The sequence below is a fragment of the Pseudomonas sp. H1_D05 genome, assembly GCF_054682705.1.
This window is the reverse complement of sequence record NZ_CP162825.1, coordinates 5,937,531-5,954,389: the sequence shown is the minus strand read 5'-3', so window position 1 is coordinate 5,954,389 and position 16,859 is coordinate 5,937,531. Positions and strand designations below refer to the sequence as shown.

The 16,859-nt window shown below is 60.0% G+C and carries 12 protein-coding genes; 4 read left to right on the top strand and 8 right to left on the bottom strand.

Annotated features, from left to right (window positions below):
- Positions 1-124: 124 nt before the first annotated feature.
- From AB4O11_RS26700 to AB4O11_RS26665, 8 genes are all read right to left on the bottom strand, one after another.
- Entirely contained in the window at positions 125-2,623 is a 2,499-nt protein-coding gene (locus AB4O11_RS26700; protein WP_460129341.1) for a fimbria/pilus outer membrane usher protein, read from the bottom strand.
- A gap of 84 nt (positions 2,624-2,707) precedes the next feature.
- Complete coding sequence (locus AB4O11_RS26695) at positions 2,708-3,457, bottom strand: fimbrial biogenesis chaperone (protein ID WP_460129339.1); 750 nt, start codon at positions 3,455-3,457, stop codon at positions 2,708-2,710.
- A 72-nt stretch (positions 3,458-3,529) separates the two neighbouring features.
- Positions 3,530-4,120 (bottom strand): fimbrial protein, encoded by a 591-nt coding sequence (locus tag AB4O11_RS26690; RefSeq protein ID WP_460129337.1) that lies wholly within the window; start codon positions 4,118-4,120, stop codon positions 3,530-3,532.
- Between the two features lie 110 nt (positions 4,121-4,230).
- Positions 4,231-4,878 (bottom strand): response regulator, encoded by a 648-nt coding sequence (locus AB4O11_RS26685; RefSeq protein ID WP_460129335.1) that lies wholly within the window; start codon positions 4,876-4,878, stop codon positions 4,231-4,233.
- A 22-nt stretch (positions 4,879-4,900) separates the two neighbouring features.
- Entirely contained in the window at positions 4,901-8,065 is a 3,165-nt protein-coding gene (locus AB4O11_RS26680; protein ID WP_460129333.1) for a hybrid sensor histidine kinase/response regulator, read from the bottom strand.
- Between the two features lie 86 nt (positions 8,066-8,151).
- Positions 8,152-9,339, bottom strand: coding sequence for a response regulator cyclic di-GMP phosphodiesterase PvrR (gene pvrR / locus AB4O11_RS26675; RefSeq protein ID WP_460129331.1), 1,188 nt, complete (start codon positions 9,337-9,339; stop codon positions 8,152-8,154).
- Positions 9,326-12,127: an ATP-binding protein gene (locus AB4O11_RS26670; protein WP_460129328.1), complete on the bottom strand. Its 2,802-nt coding sequence runs from the start codon at positions 12,125-12,127 to the stop codon at positions 9,326-9,328. Before AB4O11_RS26670 ends, pvrR begins: the two co-directional genes overlap by 14 nt.
- Positions 12,128-12,181: 54 nt before the next feature.
- Positions 12,182-13,150: a fimbrial protein gene (locus AB4O11_RS26665; protein ID WP_460091450.1), complete on the bottom strand. Its 969-nt coding sequence runs from the start codon at positions 13,148-13,150 to the stop codon at positions 12,182-12,184.
- Positions 13,151-13,329: 179 nt separating this feature from the next.
- Between AB4O11_RS26665 and AB4O11_RS26660 the strand changes: the two genes are divergently transcribed.
- From AB4O11_RS26660 to AB4O11_RS26645, 4 genes are all read left to right on the top strand, one after another.
- A complete protein-coding gene (locus AB4O11_RS26660; protein WP_460129326.1) occupies positions 13,330-13,935 on the top strand; it encodes a hypothetical protein in 606 nt (201 codons plus the stop codon).
- Positions 13,932-14,648 carry a hypothetical protein gene (locus tag AB4O11_RS26655; protein WP_460129324.1) on the top strand — a complete coding sequence of 239 codons (717 nt, stop codon included), beginning with the start codon at positions 13,932-13,934 and terminating at the stop codon, positions 14,646-14,648. Before AB4O11_RS26660 ends, AB4O11_RS26655 begins: the two co-directional genes overlap by 4 nt.
- 255 nt (positions 14,649-14,903) lie before the next feature.
- A complete protein-coding gene (locus tag AB4O11_RS26650) occupies positions 14,904-15,386 on the top strand; it encodes a MarR family winged helix-turn-helix transcriptional regulator (protein ID WP_397464759.1) in 483 nt (160 codons plus the stop codon).
- Complete coding sequence (locus tag AB4O11_RS26645) at positions 15,376-16,845, top strand: efflux transporter outer membrane subunit (RefSeq protein ID WP_460129322.1); 1,470 nt, start codon at positions 15,376-15,378, stop codon at positions 16,843-16,845. Before AB4O11_RS26650 ends, AB4O11_RS26645 begins: the two co-directional genes overlap by 11 nt.
- Positions 16,846-16,859: the final 14 nt, after the last annotated feature.

The following is a 16,859-nucleotide window of genomic DNA, read 5'->3' as shown; positions in this document are numbered from 1 at the left end:
TTCCCCTGTAGGAGTGAGCCTGCTCGCGATGGCGTTTTTTCAGTCGATATCAATGGTGCGGCTGATGGCCTTATCGCGAGCAGGCTCACTCCTACACTGATCTGTGGTGGGCAAGGATTTTTTCTTACGGCAAATTAACTGGGGACGGGCGGCACACCAGCGAGGCCCGTTCATAGTTCAACGCCTTGTCACGTTCAGGTAACGCATACGGTGCTTCACAACGCTGGCCCTGCCAGTTGATGGTCAGCGTGCCGGCGTCATCCTCGACCAACGCCAGTGCCTTGCCGCTCGGGTCGGAGATCGCCAGTTGCTTACCCGCGCCATCTTCAAGCGACGCGCCGAAGGGAATCGGCCGGTGCTGCGCATCGAACAAAGCAAATTGCACGCGGCGTCCGGTCTTGCTCGCATAGCGCGCGAGCACCACTGCACCGCGGCGCGGCACCACTTGCCGGGTCGCGTTATCGATCTCGATATCGGCGCCCAGATCGCGGGTATCGAGGTTGATCCAGTTGACCCGATAGGGTTGCGCATTGGGTACCACGGCATAGCCGTTACGCCCGGTTTTCGCTCCGGAGAAACTGCCGATTTTCACCCCGGAAACCCCTTCGACCTGCGCCAGCGCAAACGTCTCACCCACGGTTTGCCCGAGGTTGATCCCGCCGCCGTGGCCGACGATCGAGCCGGCCAGATTGAGATTCTGCGAGTTGTAGCCGCGCCCCTGGCTGTAACCGGCGCTGATATCCATCACCGATGTTCGCGTGCTGAGGTTGGCTGAACCGCTGCTGCCACCAGTGCTGCTGTTGCCGCCTTGCACCGAGTAATAAGTGTCGCTGTCTTCCGTCAGGTAACCGTTGATTCCGACCTGGGTGCTGTCGGTGGCTTTCTGTGTACTGGCGGAAACGAACGCTCGCGGCGCGCGCGGTTTTGAACCCAGCGGGAATGACAGCGACAGATTGACCAAAGTGTCATTGTTCGCTGGCCCATAGTTGCCGACGTCCTTGGTGTAGGTCGCGCCGAGGTTGTAGCTGACATCGCCCCAGTAATTGCTGTAACCCGCCGACAGGCTTTGCGATCCGCCGCGTCCCCAATAACGCTGGTCACTGGCGTTGAGGTAAACGCTGCCATATTGCTGGTTAGTCCCCAGGCTCTGGTTGATGGTCAGGTCGGTGCGGGTTTTCGAGTTACCCGTGCGTTTTTCGCTCTCGTGGCTCAGTTCCTCGACGTGGTCGGTGAGGGTGCGATAACCCTCGGTCGAATAGCGATAGGCGGCGAGGGTGAAGCTGGTGTCGGTGCCGGTAAATGTCTTGGCGTACAGCGCGCGCAAACTGTTGCCTTTGACCATTTGGCCAAAGGTGCGGCTGGCGGAATGCGTCACGTCGAGCGATACGGCACCAATCGGCGTATTACGCCCCGCGCCCACGGACAACGCCTGGAAATCCTCGGTCGCTTGCACGCCGACGATGCCGGACAAGTTGCTGCTGATGCCATAGGCCAGTGTGCTGCTGACGAACTGCGGCGATTGCTGATCATCGCTGTTGCTGTTGTAGCGGCCGGCCGAGACGCTGTACTTCAACTGCCCCTGGCGCACCATGATCGGCAGGCTGGAAAACGCCTGCACCGTCACCCGACGCTGACCGTCGGCTTCGATAATCGTCACCTCCAAATCGCCGTTGGAACCGCTCGGATAAATATCGCTGATCTCGAACGGGCCCGGTGGCACGTTGGCGCTGTAGAGCATGTAGTTGTTCTGACGAATTTCCACCGTGGCGCTGGACTGGGCAATCCCGCGAATCACTGGCGCATAGCCGCGCTCGCTGTCGGCGCGCATGCCGTCATCGGAGGCCAGTTTCAAGCCGCGATAGCGCACGCTGTCAAACAGGTCGGCGTCGGAGAAAATATCCCCGGCACTGAACTGGCCTTTCAACGCGGTCAGGTCATGTTGCAGATAGCTGCGGTTGCTTTTGAAGGTGCTCGGCTGGCCCGTGCTGCTGTTGAAGTTGGACTCGTTGCGCAAGCGCCAGCCACCCAGGTTGATGCCGTTGCGCAAGCCGACGTTATTGGAAAGCGTGTTGGCGGTCTGCGTGCTGTTACGGTTGCTGCTCAGTTGATAGTTGATAAACGCTGCAGGCACGCCTTCGTCCCACAGGGCCGGGTCAACGTAACCCCGTCGGCCACGTTCCATGGCGCTTTGCGGCACGCTGACCAGCAGGCGCAGGCGCGGCACGTCGTAACGCACGCTGGCATGTTCGATCAATGCCGGCAGGTCGAGGCAGGCGTTCGGGTCGTCAGCGTTGAGTTTGCCGCTGGCATGCAACTTGGCGATGTCGACGCCCAACTGCTGGACCATTTCCAGGGTCAGGCAGGCCTGGATCTTGCCATTGCCGGGGTGGCGGCGGAAGTCGATGTCGCGACGACCGACCAGCGTGTCGTTGCTGTAGAGGTCAACCCGGTAGTTGCCAGGGAGGACGCTGTTGCTGGCGAGCAGCGATTGCACATCAACGGTCGACGCGGCGCCTTGCAGAAACGACGTGTTGAACTGTTCATCGCCGTCAGCCTGGCACGCCGTGCTGATAGCCGAGGCGATCAACAACGATGCCAGGCCGTCGCGTTTGAGTAAAAACATGCAGGAACCCTATATCACCTCCGATACGAACTAACGGAGCGAAGAGAAATACAGTGAAAGTGTGCGATCAGAGCGATTCGCGAGTTATGGCGTTTCTTTCTTTGGACTGGCGCTGGTGTCAGCGCTGTTGGAAAGTTGCGCGGTATAACGATCTTGTGCGCCATAGTCGTTAATGCTGCTGAACAACAAATTTGCCGCATTAGTTGAATGAAGTTGTTTGAGGGCGAACTCTTTGCGTTCGCCGGGGGCGATCATCGTCGAATCAAACGGATGCTCGCTCAGTGCACCGGATTGCAGGGTGATATCGGCAATCGACACGTGATACAGCCCGGGGTTGTTCACCACCAGCACGCTCTTGCCGGCACGCTCGGCCAAGCGCCAGGTCAATTCAACCGGTGCCAGATAGGCGTTTTTTTTCAGACCGGCCGGACGGAAGAACACCTTGATGCGCTGGCGCACGGCAAGTTGCAGGGTGTTCTGGGTTTTCGCGTTCTGGGGGATTTCCTGCACGTTGAGCCAGACCACCGATTCGCGGTCGCTCGGCATGCCGGTGCCTTCGTAGATGACCCGCAGTATTTGCTGTTCGTCGCCGCTGACGCGCACCAACGGCGGCGTAACCGCAAACGGCACGGAAGCGGATTCGTTGGCGTCGGTGTCGATCCACGACTGGACCAGGACATCTGCACCGCTGTTACGTACGGTGATGCCGGCTTCCTTGTGCTGGCCGTCGAAGACCAGACGGGTGCTGCTCAAGGAAATGCCGGCCGTGGCCTGATTGACCACGAACAGGCCCAGCAGGCCTGCGCAAAAGGACAATGAGTGACGATAAAACATGATGGTTACCGCGCAAGTGATTGAAAGCGCGGGGCCGCGTGGCCCCGCACCGGGCTCGAGCATTCGCGCGGGTTATTCGTATTGCAGGGTGAACGGCAGAGTGGCGTCGCCGCGACCGGCAACAGCCAGTTTCGGGTCAACCGTGGTGACGTAGGCGGCCGAGAATTTCAGCGTGGTGTTGCTGTCTTGCAGGGTGTTTTCGATCTTCGCGGTGGATGGCGAGCTCAGGTCGATCAACGCGCCATTGGAGTCGAGCAAGGCGATACCGATGTTCTTCGCAGCGCCCAGGCCGTCGATCAGCTTCAGCACTTTGGTCCCGGCCACGATGCCCGAGCCTGCGCCTTTGGTCGGTTCGAAGATCATCGCCACTTTTGTGCCGGCGTTGCAGTTGATCTTCATGTCGAAGTTTTCGGCGCTCAGGGTGCCGTTGCCTTTAGGTGCAGTGGCGGTGCCCATGTCCTTGATCGACACTTCGCCCATGTTGACCGAAATGGTTTTGTTGCTGCCAGCGCCTTCGACGGAGCAGGCGTCATTGTTGATGGTGCCGGTGAAGTTGATGGTGCCGCTGCCGGCCTTGGTTGGCACGACCGGGTCAGCGGCCAGGGCGTTACCTGCGGCAGCGAACATCGAAAGGGCGAGAAGTGTTTGGGACAACTTTTTCATGTTGCTTTTTCCATTGGTGGGGTTAAAGCAACACAATAAAACGCGGGTTATCGACGGAACATCAGACGATTCCTAGAAGTTGGGAAGTTGCCGAAAAGTGTCAGGTTTTATTAGCTGAACAAGTTGCGCTCGATGCAATAAGTCAATAACTCCTGATCACTGCCGACTTCCAGTTTGCGCATCGCCGAAATTTTCTGCGTACTGATGGTCTTTGCACTTCTGTTCAAGTAACGGGCAATGTCGTTGACGCCTTGGCCCTGAACGAACAAACGCAGGATTTCATGTTCCTTGGGCGACAACCGGGAAAACCGTTCATCCAGATCAGCGCCGTCGTTCACTACCGATGTCGGCGCGGGTGCCTGCCAGCGCACCGGGTTGCCTTTGGCGATGGCTTTGAGTGCGGTCTCGATTTCGTCGTGCAACTGGTTTTTCTGAATGACTGCCAGCACACCCAGTTCCTGCAGGCGCGTCAGGATCAAGGGGTTGGAGATCATGGTCAGTACCAGCACTCGAACCTTGGGAAAGTGCCTTATCAGGTACTCCACCAGTTTCAGGCCGTCACCGTAGGTCGAATCGGCAGGCATGTTGAAGTCGGTGATCAACAGATCTACAGGCTTGGTCTCCAGCAGCTTGATCAGCTCATCGGAGCCAACGGCTTCGCCCACCACGCGAAAGCGTTGGTCACGCTCGACCAGTTCCCGCACCCCCAGCAGCACGATGGGATGATCATCGGCAATGACAACGTTGAAGGTTTCCATGAGTGATTTATCCAGAGTGAAGTTATTCGAGGGAGTCGAGCAGATCTTGCAGCCGCGTCAGATTTTGTCGCACCGCCACGGCCAGAGCGGGCGTCACGGCCATGCCGGTCAAGCGGCATTCCAGCTCGACAAACGCGCTGGCCAAGGCATTGATCTGCACCGCACCCAGCGCTCCCGCCATGCTGTGCAGTTGCTGCGCCACGCTGTTGGCGTCGGCGGCATCCAGTGCCGTCAGGGTGGTCTGAATATCCTGGCGCAGGGTGGTGACAAACAACTCGCGCATTTTTGCCGATAGCGACGGCGGGGCATCGATAACGGGGGCCACGGCGATTTTGCAATGTTGCTCAAGTTGCGCGCGCAGGGTGGCAAGGTTCAGTGGCTTGACCATCCATGCGTTCATGCCGACGGCGGCACAGCGTTCGCCTTCTTCGCGCAGGGCGTTGGCGGTGACGCCGATGATCGGCAGCGTTGCGTCCTGTTGGCGCACCGCTTCGGCCAGTCGGTAGCCGTTCATGACCGGCATGTTGACGTCGGTCAGCAGCAGATCGAAGCGGCCGGGCGCCCACTGCGCCAAGGCTTGTTCGCCATTCGCGGCGACGACCACCGAGCAGCCCAGTGCTTCCAGTTGTTCCTTGATGATCGCCGCGTTGATCACGTTGTCTTCGGCCACCAGCACCTGCAGATTCAGTGGGCGGGTCTTTGCCTGCAACGCGGCTGGGCGCTGCGCATTGGCGCCGTGTTGTGCCAGATAAATCGCCCAGGCAATTGCGCGCACATCGTCGGCATCGACCGCCCAGTCTGCACCATTCAGTTGCGACGGGTTTGGCCCGCCCGCTACGGCGACGATCCGTGGCCCGTTCCAGCGCGGGGCATTGTCGAGGGGCATGAGGTCCACCAGCAGCGCCGCCGATGGCGGCATCTCGGTTGTCACCAAGCGGCAATCCAGGCCAAAACGATTGAGCCAGGCGATGAGGTGCAGCGCCAGTTCGTTAACGGGTGCACGAACATAAACGGCGGGGCTTCCGGCCACGAACGCGGGGCAGTCGGCCAATGCGCCCGGCACGTTCTCCAACTCCAGTTGCAGGGTAAAACTGCTGCCCAGTCCGGGTTCACTGACCACGCTCAACTGACCGTGCATCAACTCGCACAGCCATTTGCAAATGGCCAGGCCCAGACCCGCGCCGACCTGACTGTCGGCATCGTTGACCTGATAGAAAGGATCGAACAATTGCGCTTGTTGCGCCTGGGAAATCCCCACGCCGGAATCACTGACCTGCCATTGCACTTGGGCGTTGCCAGCGGCGTTTTGCACCACCCGCACGCGCAATACCACGCGGCCGTTGTCGGTGAACTTGATCGCGTTGCTCAGCAGGTTGTTGAGGATCTGGCGGATGCGCAACGGGTCACCGCGCAGTCGGTCCGGCAACGTCGAATCGATGCAGGCATACAGTTGCAGGCCTTTGGCGCGGGCAAATGCGCTGTAAGTACGCACGACATCTTCAGTCAGCTCCAGCGGGCAGAAGTCCTGAAGCTCAAGGGTCATTTGCCCGGCCTCAATCTTCGACACATCGAGCACATCGCTGATCAGCTTGAACAGGCTGGCGGAGGAACGCTGGATGGTGTGCAGATAATCCTGCTGGCGTGGGGCGAGCGGAGTCAGCCCGAGCAATTCAAGGGTGCCCAGCACGCCGTAAAGTGGCGTGCGAATTTCATGGCTCATGGTGGCGAGGAAGCGGCTTTTGGCCTGATTGGCCGAGTCGGCGGCCTGACGGGCTTCTTCCAGGGCGGCGGCGTCTTCGATATGCCGGGTGACATCGTGCAGCGCACACAACCAGGCATCCTGGCCCTGGTAACGGGTCGAGACGAAGGCCAGATGCAGATGACGCCCGTCGATCTCGAGATCGGCATGGCCGGACTCGCTGTGTGCCTTGAGCAGGCTCATCAAACGGCTGCTGTCGTGCCATTGCTGGGCGCGCTGGTTTTCCAGAAGCACGTGGTGATCGCTGCGGCGAATCACGCACAGGCCTGTCGGCGCGGTGTCGATCACCGCACGGCTGAAGGCCTCGCTTTCGGCGATGCTCGCGTGCGCACTTTGCGCAGGCAGTATCACGCGCGCGGTGTACCAACGATTGATGACCCGACCACAACCGAGCAACGCCAACACCACCGCCACCAGGCACAGCAATGGCCACAGCGCATAGCTGAGAAAACTGCGCAGGCTGATAACGTAGATCGCGGTCCAGTGCTGTGCGCCGGGGCTGCTCAGTTTGAACACCAGGCCGTCACGGTCGAAATTTATCCCCTCATCCAGTTCCTGGTCGGATCTCTGTGCGCCGGTCAAGACCACGCCGACCGGGGTGATCAAGGTGAAGTCATCGTAGATCGACCACTCCATCAAGCGCTCGATGTTGTTGACCTGGGACAGTTTCAGCAACGTGCCGAGCACCACCCAGGAATCGGCGCCCTCGATGGCCTGCATAGGCTGGAGCAGATTGATCCTGACGTAGGCCAGCAGCGTCGGCGTTGCCTCGTTGTCCTGAGTAGACGGGTAGGGCACCCAATGCACTTGATGATCAGCGACTGATGACTGCTCGCGTGCATGCTGGTTCACCTGGCTCATCACTTGGGCAAACGCGCCGATCTGCATCGGGCCGGCACCGCGCAAGCGCCCGGCGGAGGGCACGGCCACGTCGAAGTTGTCGGGGCCATTGAGCAGGATCACTTGCGGCGACTGATAGTGCGAGGCCGCCCAGAACGCGCTGTAGTAGGCGGCCAGATAACTGCCCAGCGCGAAAACCTTGGGGTACTGGTCGGCGGCGATTCTCTGCGGATCGATCTTTACGCTGAACGGCAGTGAGAACGGCAAGCCACGGCCCTCATAGACATTCGGGCCTTCCTCGGGCAGGGGTTTTTGCGAATAAGTGGGCAACACCACCAAAGGAAAATATTGGCCCTTGGCACTGGCCTGGGAGATATCGCGCAGGAACACTTCCTGCTCATGGATATTTTCCATCAACCGGGCGAAGTGAAATTGCAGGGTGTCGCGCTGTTCTTCGAGCATGCGTTGCACGCCCAGATAGCTGATGCCCAACAACAGCAACACCAGGGCGCCGAGCAGCAGCAGAGTTTTGTTCAAACGCAGCGAACTGCTGGCCAGTTTGTCCAGAAATGCATTGGTATGCGGCATTACAGCGCCTGACCAGCGGAGATGGGGCAGCCTTGGAACACAGTGACCTCGGTAGCGAGCGACGTTCAATAACAGCCACGTGCCGCTCAATAGGCAGTCGCCGGCCCGTCGTGGGTCAGCAAGTGCTGGAACTGATCGGCTGAAACGGCGTGGGAGATCAGGAAACCCTGAACCTGAGTGCAGTCGATCTTACGCAACAGAGCAAGTTCTTGTGCGGTTTCCACACCTTCGGCCACTACGGTCAAACCCAATTGGCGACCGAGGCTGACAATGCTGGTCAGCGCTTGCGCCAGTTCGGCGTTGGCGTTGCAGCCTTGCACCAGCGCGCGGTCGATTTTCAATTCGGTGAACGGTGCCGACACCAGGTTCATGTACGAGCTGTAGCCCTTGCCGAAATCGTCCTGCGACAGACCAAAACCCTTGATCCGCAAGCGGCAGGCACCAGCGTAGAAATTGCTGATGTCATCGGGCACCGAGCACTCCATCAACTCGAAACAGATCCGCGCGGGCAGGCCCTGATGGGCAAGCACGAAAGCGAGAATGCGGTCGGGCAGGTCGTGGCTGTTGAGCAGGTGCGTGGGCAGGTTGACCGAAACCGGAATGTCATAGCCCTGTTCGCGCCACGTGGCTTGGGCGGCGATCGCCTGTTTCAGCACGCACCAGAGCAACGGCTCTTCGAGACCGAACGCAATCAACGCCGGCAAAAATACCCCGGGCAGCAGCGTGCCATGTTCGAGGTGATTCCAGCGTACCAGTGCTTCGGCGGCGACGATCCGGCCGTTGTTCAAGGCTTTTTTGGGTTGAAACCAGGCTTGCAGTTCGCCGTTGTCGAGGGCGTTGCAAATACTCTGGCGATCGATGCCGGGATGGCTCGCCGCCGGGACGTTTTGGCGCAGCGCCTGCAATTGATCGATCAGGCAACGCAGGGCGGCAGCATTCACCGGTTTCGAAATCAGCCCGATGACTTTCACTTGCAGGTTGCTCGCCACCAGGCTCGCGCCCATCAGCATGCGTCGTGAGGCGGCGCTCATGATCGCCAATGCCGGACGTGAGCGTTGCGCGGCAAGGCCCTGAATGAATTGCACGCCATCCATGCCCGGCATCAGCAGGTCGGTGAGCACCAGATCGAAGTCGCGTTGTTTCAAGCAGTCCAGTGCTTCTTCGCCGTCCTTGGCGCACGCCAGATCGAAGTCGCCCAACTCGCTGAACAGGTTCTGCAAGTACAGGTGCTGGAAGGGGTGGTCTTCGACAATCAGAATGCTACAGGGCTTCATGGGCGACTCGTTCGTAAGGAGCCAGGACAGCGAACAAGGCTCGTAGCGTAAAAGGTTTGACCAGGCAGTGATTCATGCCCGCAGCCAGACACAGCGCATCTTCACCGCGCAGGGCGTTGGCGGTCGCGCCGATGATCGGAATGCAGCAACCGAGGCGCCGCAGCGCTTTGGCCAGTTCGTAACCGTTGAGGCGGGGCATGTTGACGTCGGTCAGGACGATGTCGAACGCAGCATCGCGCCATTGCGACAAGGCCTCTTCGCCATCGCTGGCCAGCGCTACGGTGCAGCCCAGTTCTTCGAGCTGATCGCGCAGGATCAACTGATTGATGACGTTGTCCTCGGCCACCAGAATGTGCAGGCGCAACGGACGCATCGCGTGGGGTTCACTGTCTTGCGGGCGGTGAACGATCTGGCCGCTCTGGGCCTGGCGAACGGCGCGTTGAATCGCCAGCAGATCATTCAGATTGACCTGCCAGCCGTCGCCGCTGAACTGCGGCTCATGGGCGCCGTCACCGCTGGCCAGTACGCGCGGCCCGCGCCATGTCAGGTTCGGGCGCTGTCCGAAGGCCGCGGGATACAGTTCCAGCAACACTGCCGTTGTATCAGGCTCGATGTCGTCCGGTGCGCCGATATGCGCGCGGGCGCCCCAACGACGCAACCAGCCACTGATGCTGTCGGCCAGTTCGCGGATCGGTGAGACCACATAAACGATATCCGCTGCCAATGGTGGCGAAGCGGCGGCTGGCGCCTCGCAGGAACGTTGCTCCAGCGGCACGCTCAGGGAAAAACTGCTGCCCAGGCCCGGCTCGCTGACCATGCGCAGAGTGCCGTTCATCAAATGCGTCAGACGTTGGCAAATGGGCAGACCGAGGCCCGTGCCGGCGACCACATTGGTGTTGCCGGCGGTCTGGTAGAACGGCTCGAAAATGAACGCCTGATCGTCATGGGCGATGCCTTTGCCGGTGTCGGAAACCTGCCATTGCAGGCTCACGCGTTCGCCTTCGCGAGCGAGCAGTCTGACCCGCAATACCACGCGCCCGGAATCGGTGAACTTGACCGCGTTGCTGAGCAGATTGTTGAGGATCTGCCGCACCCGACTGACATCGCCGATCAAGCGCTCAGGCAGTTGCGGGTCCAGGCAGGCATAGAGTTGCAGGCCTTTGCTTTGCGCGGCGGCGGCATAGCCTTGCACCACTTCGTGCACCAGTTCCGGGACGGAAAACTCGCTCAGCTCCAGCGCCAGTTGCCCGGCCTCGATCTTCGACACATCGAGCACGTCGCAAATCAACTGCAGCAACGTCGCCGATGATCCCTCGATCGCCCGCAGGTAACTTTTCTGCTGAGTGTCCAACTGTGTTCGCGCGAGCAGTTCCAGCGTGCCCAGCACACCGTAGAGCGGGGTGCGGATTTCGTGGCTCATGGTCGCCAGAAACAAGGTCTTGGCTTCGTTGGCAGCATCGGCCGATTGGCGTGCCTGTTCCAGTGCTGCTTCGATTTGTCGCCGAGCGCTGATGTCACTGAAGGCACAGAGCAAGACGTCTTCACCTTTGTAGCGGGTCGGCGCACAGCTCAGGTACAGGTGCCGACCGTCGGCAGTCTCGAAGTAATCGGTCAGGCACGGAGAGTGTTGGTCAAACGCATCACGGATCCAGCCAGCCCCCAGTTGCTCGCTGCACGGGCCCAGCCATTGCCGCGCGAGGGTGTTGTCCAGCACCACTTGACCGTCACTGCGGCGCAACACGCACAGCGCCACCGGCGCGGTCTGAATCACGTCGCGGCTGAACAGTTCGCTTTCCACCAGCGCCTGAATGCGCTGGATCGCCGGGGTAATGAAACGATGCTCCAGACGTCGGACCAACAGGCACACCAGGCTGATACTCAACACGCAAAACAGCAGCGCGCCGAGCATTTGTGGCCATAGGGCACGCAGTACCGCCAGCAAGTCGATGGAGTAAGTCAGCTGCCAGTCCGAGGATTTCAGCTGCTTGCGCAACACCAATTGCTCGGGCAGCCAGCCATCGCCAACGAAGCCGAAGAAATCCTGTTGTCGCAGCAACGGCAGGTGCTGTTCTGGCGGTGGTTTGTGGCTGTTGCTGAACAGCGGTTTGCCTTGTGAGTTGAACATGGTGAACTCGCCGGCACTGTGGTCGTTCAAGGCTCTGGAGACTTCACGGTCGTCCATTTCCAGACCAAGCCAGCCGGAGTGGACGTCGCGTTCATCCAGGCGGATGAAGATGTACAGCCGCGAGTGGCCGTCTGCAGCATGGGTCAGCCACAGTTCCGATAATGTCGCTGTGAGCTTGAGCGACTCCAGTTGATCCAGCGTGGCCTGTGGCAAACCGACGACCAGCGGCGTCGCGTTGTATAGCCGCAATACATGACCGCCATTGCTGACATACAGCAGATTGAGCTGCTTGGCTTTCAGGTAATCGCGCATGCGCTGGGTCAGCCAGATGCTCCATTGCTTGCCCGGCGTTTGCCCCAGCAGCAAACGGATTTCTTCCTCGGACACCGGCACGTTTATTTTCGCCTTGCGTGTGGCCGACAGGCTCAGGCTTTCCAGCAGCGCTTCGCGGGTGGTGAAAAACGTATGCGCTTCGGCGATGGCGCTGCTCATGTAGCTGCGCCGCTGGGAAATCTCATTGTTGAAGGTAAACAGCAGGAAGCTGTAGACGCCGCCGAGAATGCCCACCAGCAGCACCAGGGCAAAAATGCGCAGCAGGCGCCGCGCCGCATCGGGCGAGGACAGGAGCGGGCTGATCTGATGGAGGTAGTTCTTCAATCTCATCCCGGCACTCTAGGCAGGGCCGGGAGCGGGGAAAATCAGACGATCCTTAGAATGCTATAGGTAGTTGACGATGAAGGTGACTTCGGTGTTGGCGCTGCCGGCCTTGAGTTCGCCCGTGGGCAGACGGTAGTACGCGGCGGTTAACGGGATCTTGAAATCGGTGCCGGTGGTGGTGAAGGCGTTGAACGGGTAGGTGGTATCGAAGGAAATCGGCTGCCCGACATCGTTCATCAATTGCAGGCCGATGCCGCTGGCGGTGGAGGTGCTGTTGAGGGCGACGATGCCCTTGGTCGCGTCGATGACGGGCGTGGTGGCTTTGAGTGAATAGGTGACTTTCTTGATGCCGGTCTGGCACTGATTCAGGGCAATGTCGAAGCGCACGGTGCGGGGTTTGGCGCCCGCGTCGCTAAAGTCCTGGAGTTGATAGTCATCGCCCATCGCGACCGGGACGGAAGGGGTCTGGCAGGAGGCGGCGTTCAGCACGATAGGGTTCATCAGGTTAAGTTTCTTCAGGATCAGATCATCGTCCTGCAGGCTGCCCAGATACCCCGCGTCGATGTTGACTTTTGACGTCAGCTCGCCGGTCTTGATGATTTCCAGACGCACAGAGTTCGCGCCGAAGCCATAGGCGGAGTTGGCGGCGATGGCTTGCAAAGCTGTTTCGTAACGGCTCAGGGCTTGGAACCAGACGCGGTAGGACAGTCCGCTCTTGCCCAGCGGAAAAATACTGTCCGTACCGGTGGCAGTGCCCAGTTTCGGATTCATCTGAATGCCAAACAGGGAAATCTTCGAGCAACTCCAGACATGGGCGGTTGACTGCACGGTGTCCTGATAGACCACGGTGCCATTGGGTGTGTCGGCAGGAATGGTCAGACTGGAACTGGCGAGACTGGCGCCAAAATTGAGGGTTTCAGTCTTTGAGTCGACTGCAACACAGCTGCCGGCCATCACGTTCGAGGCGCAGGCAAACAAGGTGGCTGCGATACAGAACAGGAGCGGGCGCTGGACTTTGAAACGCTTCATGAAGAGGATTTACGTAATTGGCCAAAGAGCGGCGTACGTTAAACGCGGTGTATACCGATGGACATCAGGCGATTCTTAGAACACCCTCGCGCGAATCTGCAAACGCAACGATGTATTAGACTCACCTGAGCCTGAAAACCGTGCAGGTTGTGCGTCCCCCGGTTCACCAGAGAGGTCATATGGTCCGCTTGAGTATGGTCTTGCTCGGTCACGACTTTGTCCGCAAGCGTTGGTCGGCGCTGGCGCTGACGGGCATTGTCTGGGGCGCGGCCGGTGTGGGCATCTTCATTGATGCGCTGGACGGTGTGCTGTATTTCCCGCTGCATCTTTTCGGTTATCTGTTGTTGCTCGAAGCGCTGATCCTGCTGCTGGTGCCGGCACCGCAAGCCGGGACCGCTGCGGCCCTGCGCAGAGCGCGCGGACTGGCTTTTCTCTTGTTGGGGCTGCTGATCGTCGACCGGCAACATGCTGCCGGGCTGATTCTGGCAGTGCTGTTTGGCGGGGCTTTCATCATTGATGGGGGCTTCAGGCTAGCGGCTGCGCTGGTGGTGCGCTTTGTCGGTTGGCGAGTGTCGCTGCTGGCGGGGCTGTTCGAAATCGGCTTTGGCGTGTTTATCCTTGAGCCGTATCCGACGCTGTATAAGGGCACGGTGCCGTTTTGCATTGGCATGAGCCTGTTTCTTTCGGGCTGCGCGTTGTTGCGGCAAGCCGTGCGCTTCAAAAACCAGTTGCCGTTGACCAGTCCTGCTGCAGTGAGTGCGCCGGCCAGCAGCGAGCGTTGGTGATTCATGTCTGGACCCCCAGCGGCACCGTCGATGACACCCTGGTGCGCAATCGGCTACTTAACCGCTACATCGCAGCAGTCGACATCAACGGCGTTATCTCCGCCGGCCATGCGGCACTGGAATGCGGCCCGGACATTTACATCAGCCATTACCCGCAGGACGACATCGATCGTTCGGCGGGAGATTTTGTGCGCTTGCTGCGGGCGACGCCGAACAACGATGTTGCCGGCAGGTTTTTGCCAGATTATGCGGGGGAGGTGGCGGACTGGTGTCCATCCTCAGTGCAGGTCAGTTTTGCTCATTACGACGCCCGGCGCCTGCATGCGTTCTGGACGGAGTATCGGCAGAACAGCACTTACAACCTCACTAGTCGCAACTGTTCCAGCGCCGTCGCCCATAGCCTCGAAGCGGCCTTGGAAGGGGCGATGAACCGGGGGCATTCGAGCATGCTGGATTTCGCTCGGATCATTTTCAGCCCCGAGTTCTGGGTTGCCGCGCAAGTGCGCAAACGGGCAGAGGCGATGGCGTGGACGCCCGGACTGGTGCTCGACTATGCGCGAGCGTTGCATGCTGCAATCGAGCCGGCACCGCCGGGCTGGCACAGCATTTATGCGGTGAGCAAGCGGGCCTTTGGGTATGCGGCCACTGCGTTGCGGGGGCGTGAGGTGCATCCTGTGCAGCCGCCACCTGTGCATCCTTCCGACGAATCCTGACTGGCTTCACACCGAGTCGCGGCCTTCGCGAGCAAGCTCGCTCCCACAGGTTTTGTGTCGTTGCCAATATTGTTTGGCTGACGCAAGACCCTGTGGGAGCGAGCTTGCTCGCGAAAGCGTCCGCGTGGGCGCCGCAAAAACCAACTCCATTGGTCAACTAATTGCAAAGCAACCTAACTATTGCGTTGACATTCGCTGCCTAGGCAGTAACATCTCGACATACATTCACTGCCTAGGCAGTTATTAGGTGAGCAAATGAAGCATTTCACCCCGGACGAATTCAAACACTGCCATCTCGGCCTGTTGCTTGGCCGTGCCGCGCTGCTCAAGGACCGGATCATCGACACCCACATGGAACCCCACGGCATTACCGCCGCGCAGTTCAAGGTGTTGATCATCATGGCCCAGTTCGGCGTCGATACCCCGGCCGAGCTGTGCCGGCACCTGTCGCTCGACAGCGGTTCGATGACGCGCATGCTCGATCGTCTGGAGCAGAAAGACTTCCTCGCTCGCCACCGCAGCGAAGGCGATCGCCGTCAGGTGCAATTGAAACTGACCGAGCAAGGCCAGCAACTGGCCGATCGCCTGCCGCACATCGGCGCCGACGCAATGAATGAACTGGCCGGCGCCGTCACTCCGGACGAGTTGAAGACCCTGGAATACATCCTCAAGAAAATTCTGCTGGCAGCCGGTGACCCGATCACTATCCAGCGGTTAGGTGAACACAATGAGCGGTAAAACCTTGCGCAGCAGCCTGACGCTGGTGCTGTCGGCGATGATCCTCGCCGGCTGCGCCAACTACAGCGGCCTCGACACTCAAGGCAAAAGCCTTGATGCGAAAAGCCTCAACGCCAGCCAATCCCTCAACGGCGTGACCCTGTCGCCGGCCGCGTGGCCGAAGAGCGACTGGTGGACCAGCCTCGGCGATCCGCAACTCGATGGCCTGATCCGCGAAGCGCTGCACGACAGCCCGGACATGCAGATCGCCGAAGCCCGCGCGCATCAGGCCAGCGCCGCCGCGTATGCCGCCGATGCCGAACGCTATCCGACCCTCGACGCCAGCGCCGGCATCAGCCGTTCGCGTCTGGCCAAGGATCAGGACCCGCGAGGGCAGGGCGATGCCTACGCCACCGTGCGTAACGTCAGCGCAGGTTTCAATTACAACTTCGACCTCTGGGGCGGCCAGCGTGATGCCCGGGAAGCTGCACTCGGTCAGGCCCGCGCTGCTGAAGTTGATCGTCAGGCTGCGCAGTTGACACTTGCTGCCGATGTCGCCCGTGCCTACAGCGATCTCGGTCAGGCGCACATCGTTTATGACCTGGCGAACGAAGACCTCAAGCGCACCAAGCAGATGCTCGACCTGAGCCAGCGTCGCCTGAGTTCCGGGATCGACAGTCAGTACCAGTTCCAGCAAACACAAAGTCTGGAAGCCAGTTCCGAAGCCAGCCTGATCGATGCGGAAAAACGCCTGAACAGCGCCAAGATCGCCTTGGCCGTGCTGCTCGGCAAAGGCCCGGATCGCGGCAACGAAATTGCCCGCCCGAAAGTCCTGCAAGCCAGCGCTGTCGCCGTGCCGTCAGTGTTGCCGGCGGAACTGCTCGGTCGTCGGCCCGATCTGGTTGCTGCACGCTGGCGCGTAGAAGCCGCGAGCAAAGACATCGACTCGGCGAAAACCCGCTTCTATCCCAACTTGAACCTGTCGGCCTCGGCCGGTGCCGAATCTTTGTTGGGTGACGCGATGTTCGGTTCGGCCAGTCGCTTCTTCAACATTGCCCCGACCATCTCGGTGCCGATCTTCGACGGCGGACGCCTGCGCGCCAACCTCGATGCGCGCGACGCCGATTACGACCTGGCGGTGGCGCAGTACAACAAAAGTCTGGTGAAAGCACTGGGCGATGTCAGCGACACGATCAACCAGTTGCGTGACATCGGCCGGCAGATCGGTGCGCAGCAGCACGCCACCGACATTGCTCAGGATTCTTACAACACCGTCGTCCAGCGTTACGGTTCCGGCATCGGCAACTACCTGGACGTGCTCAGCATCGAGCAGCAATTGCTCCAGGCCCAGCGTCAGTTGGCCAACCTCAATGCCGAGCAGATCGACCTGTCGATTCAACTGATGCAAGCGCTGGGCGGCGGCTTCCAGGGGCAGACCCTGACCGCAGCCAACGCCAGCCCAGCCACGCCGCACAACTAATTCAAGGTACTTGT

Excerpts from the sequence above, each read along its gene's own strand:
- AB4O11_RS26700 (WP_460129341.1), bottom strand. The coding sequence starts at position 2,623 with ATGTTTTTACTCAAACGCGACGGCCTGGCATCGTTGTTGATCGCCTCG.
- AB4O11_RS26695 (WP_460129339.1), bottom strand. The coding sequence starts at position 3,457 with ATGTTTTATCGTCACTCATTGTCCTTTTGCGCAGGCCTGCTGGGCCTG.
- AB4O11_RS26690 (WP_460129337.1), bottom strand. The coding sequence starts at position 4,120 with ATGAAAAAGTTGTCCCAAACACTTCTCGCCCTTTCGATGTTCGCTGCC.
- AB4O11_RS26685 (WP_460129335.1), bottom strand. The coding sequence starts at position 4,878 with ATGGAAACCTTCAACGTTGTCATTGCCGATGATCATCCCATCGTGCTG.
- AB4O11_RS26680 (WP_460129333.1), bottom strand. The coding sequence starts at position 8,065 with ATGCCGCATACCAATGCATTTCTGGACAAACTGGCCAGCAGTTCGCTG.
- pvrR (WP_460129331.1), bottom strand. The coding sequence starts at position 9,339 with ATGAAGCCCTGTAGCATTCTGATTGTCGAAGACCACCCCTTCCAGCAC.
- AB4O11_RS26670 (WP_460129328.1), bottom strand. The coding sequence starts at position 12,127 with ATGAGATTGAAGAACTACCTCCATCAGATCAGCCCGCTCCTGTCCTCG.
- AB4O11_RS26665 (WP_460091450.1), bottom strand. The coding sequence starts at position 13,150 with ATGAAGCGTTTCAAAGTCCAGCGCCCGCTCCTGTTCTGTATCGCAGCC.
- AB4O11_RS26660 (WP_460129326.1), top strand. The coding sequence starts at position 13,330 with ATGGTCCGCTTGAGTATGGTCTTGCTCGGTCACGACTTTGTCCGCAAG.
- AB4O11_RS26650 (WP_397464759.1), top strand. The coding sequence starts at position 14,904 with ATGAAGCATTTCACCCCGGACGAATTCAAACACTGCCATCTCGGCCTG.
- AB4O11_RS26645 (WP_460129322.1), top strand. The coding sequence starts at position 15,376 with ATGAGCGGTAAAACCTTGCGCAGCAGCCTGACGCTGGTGCTGTCGGCG.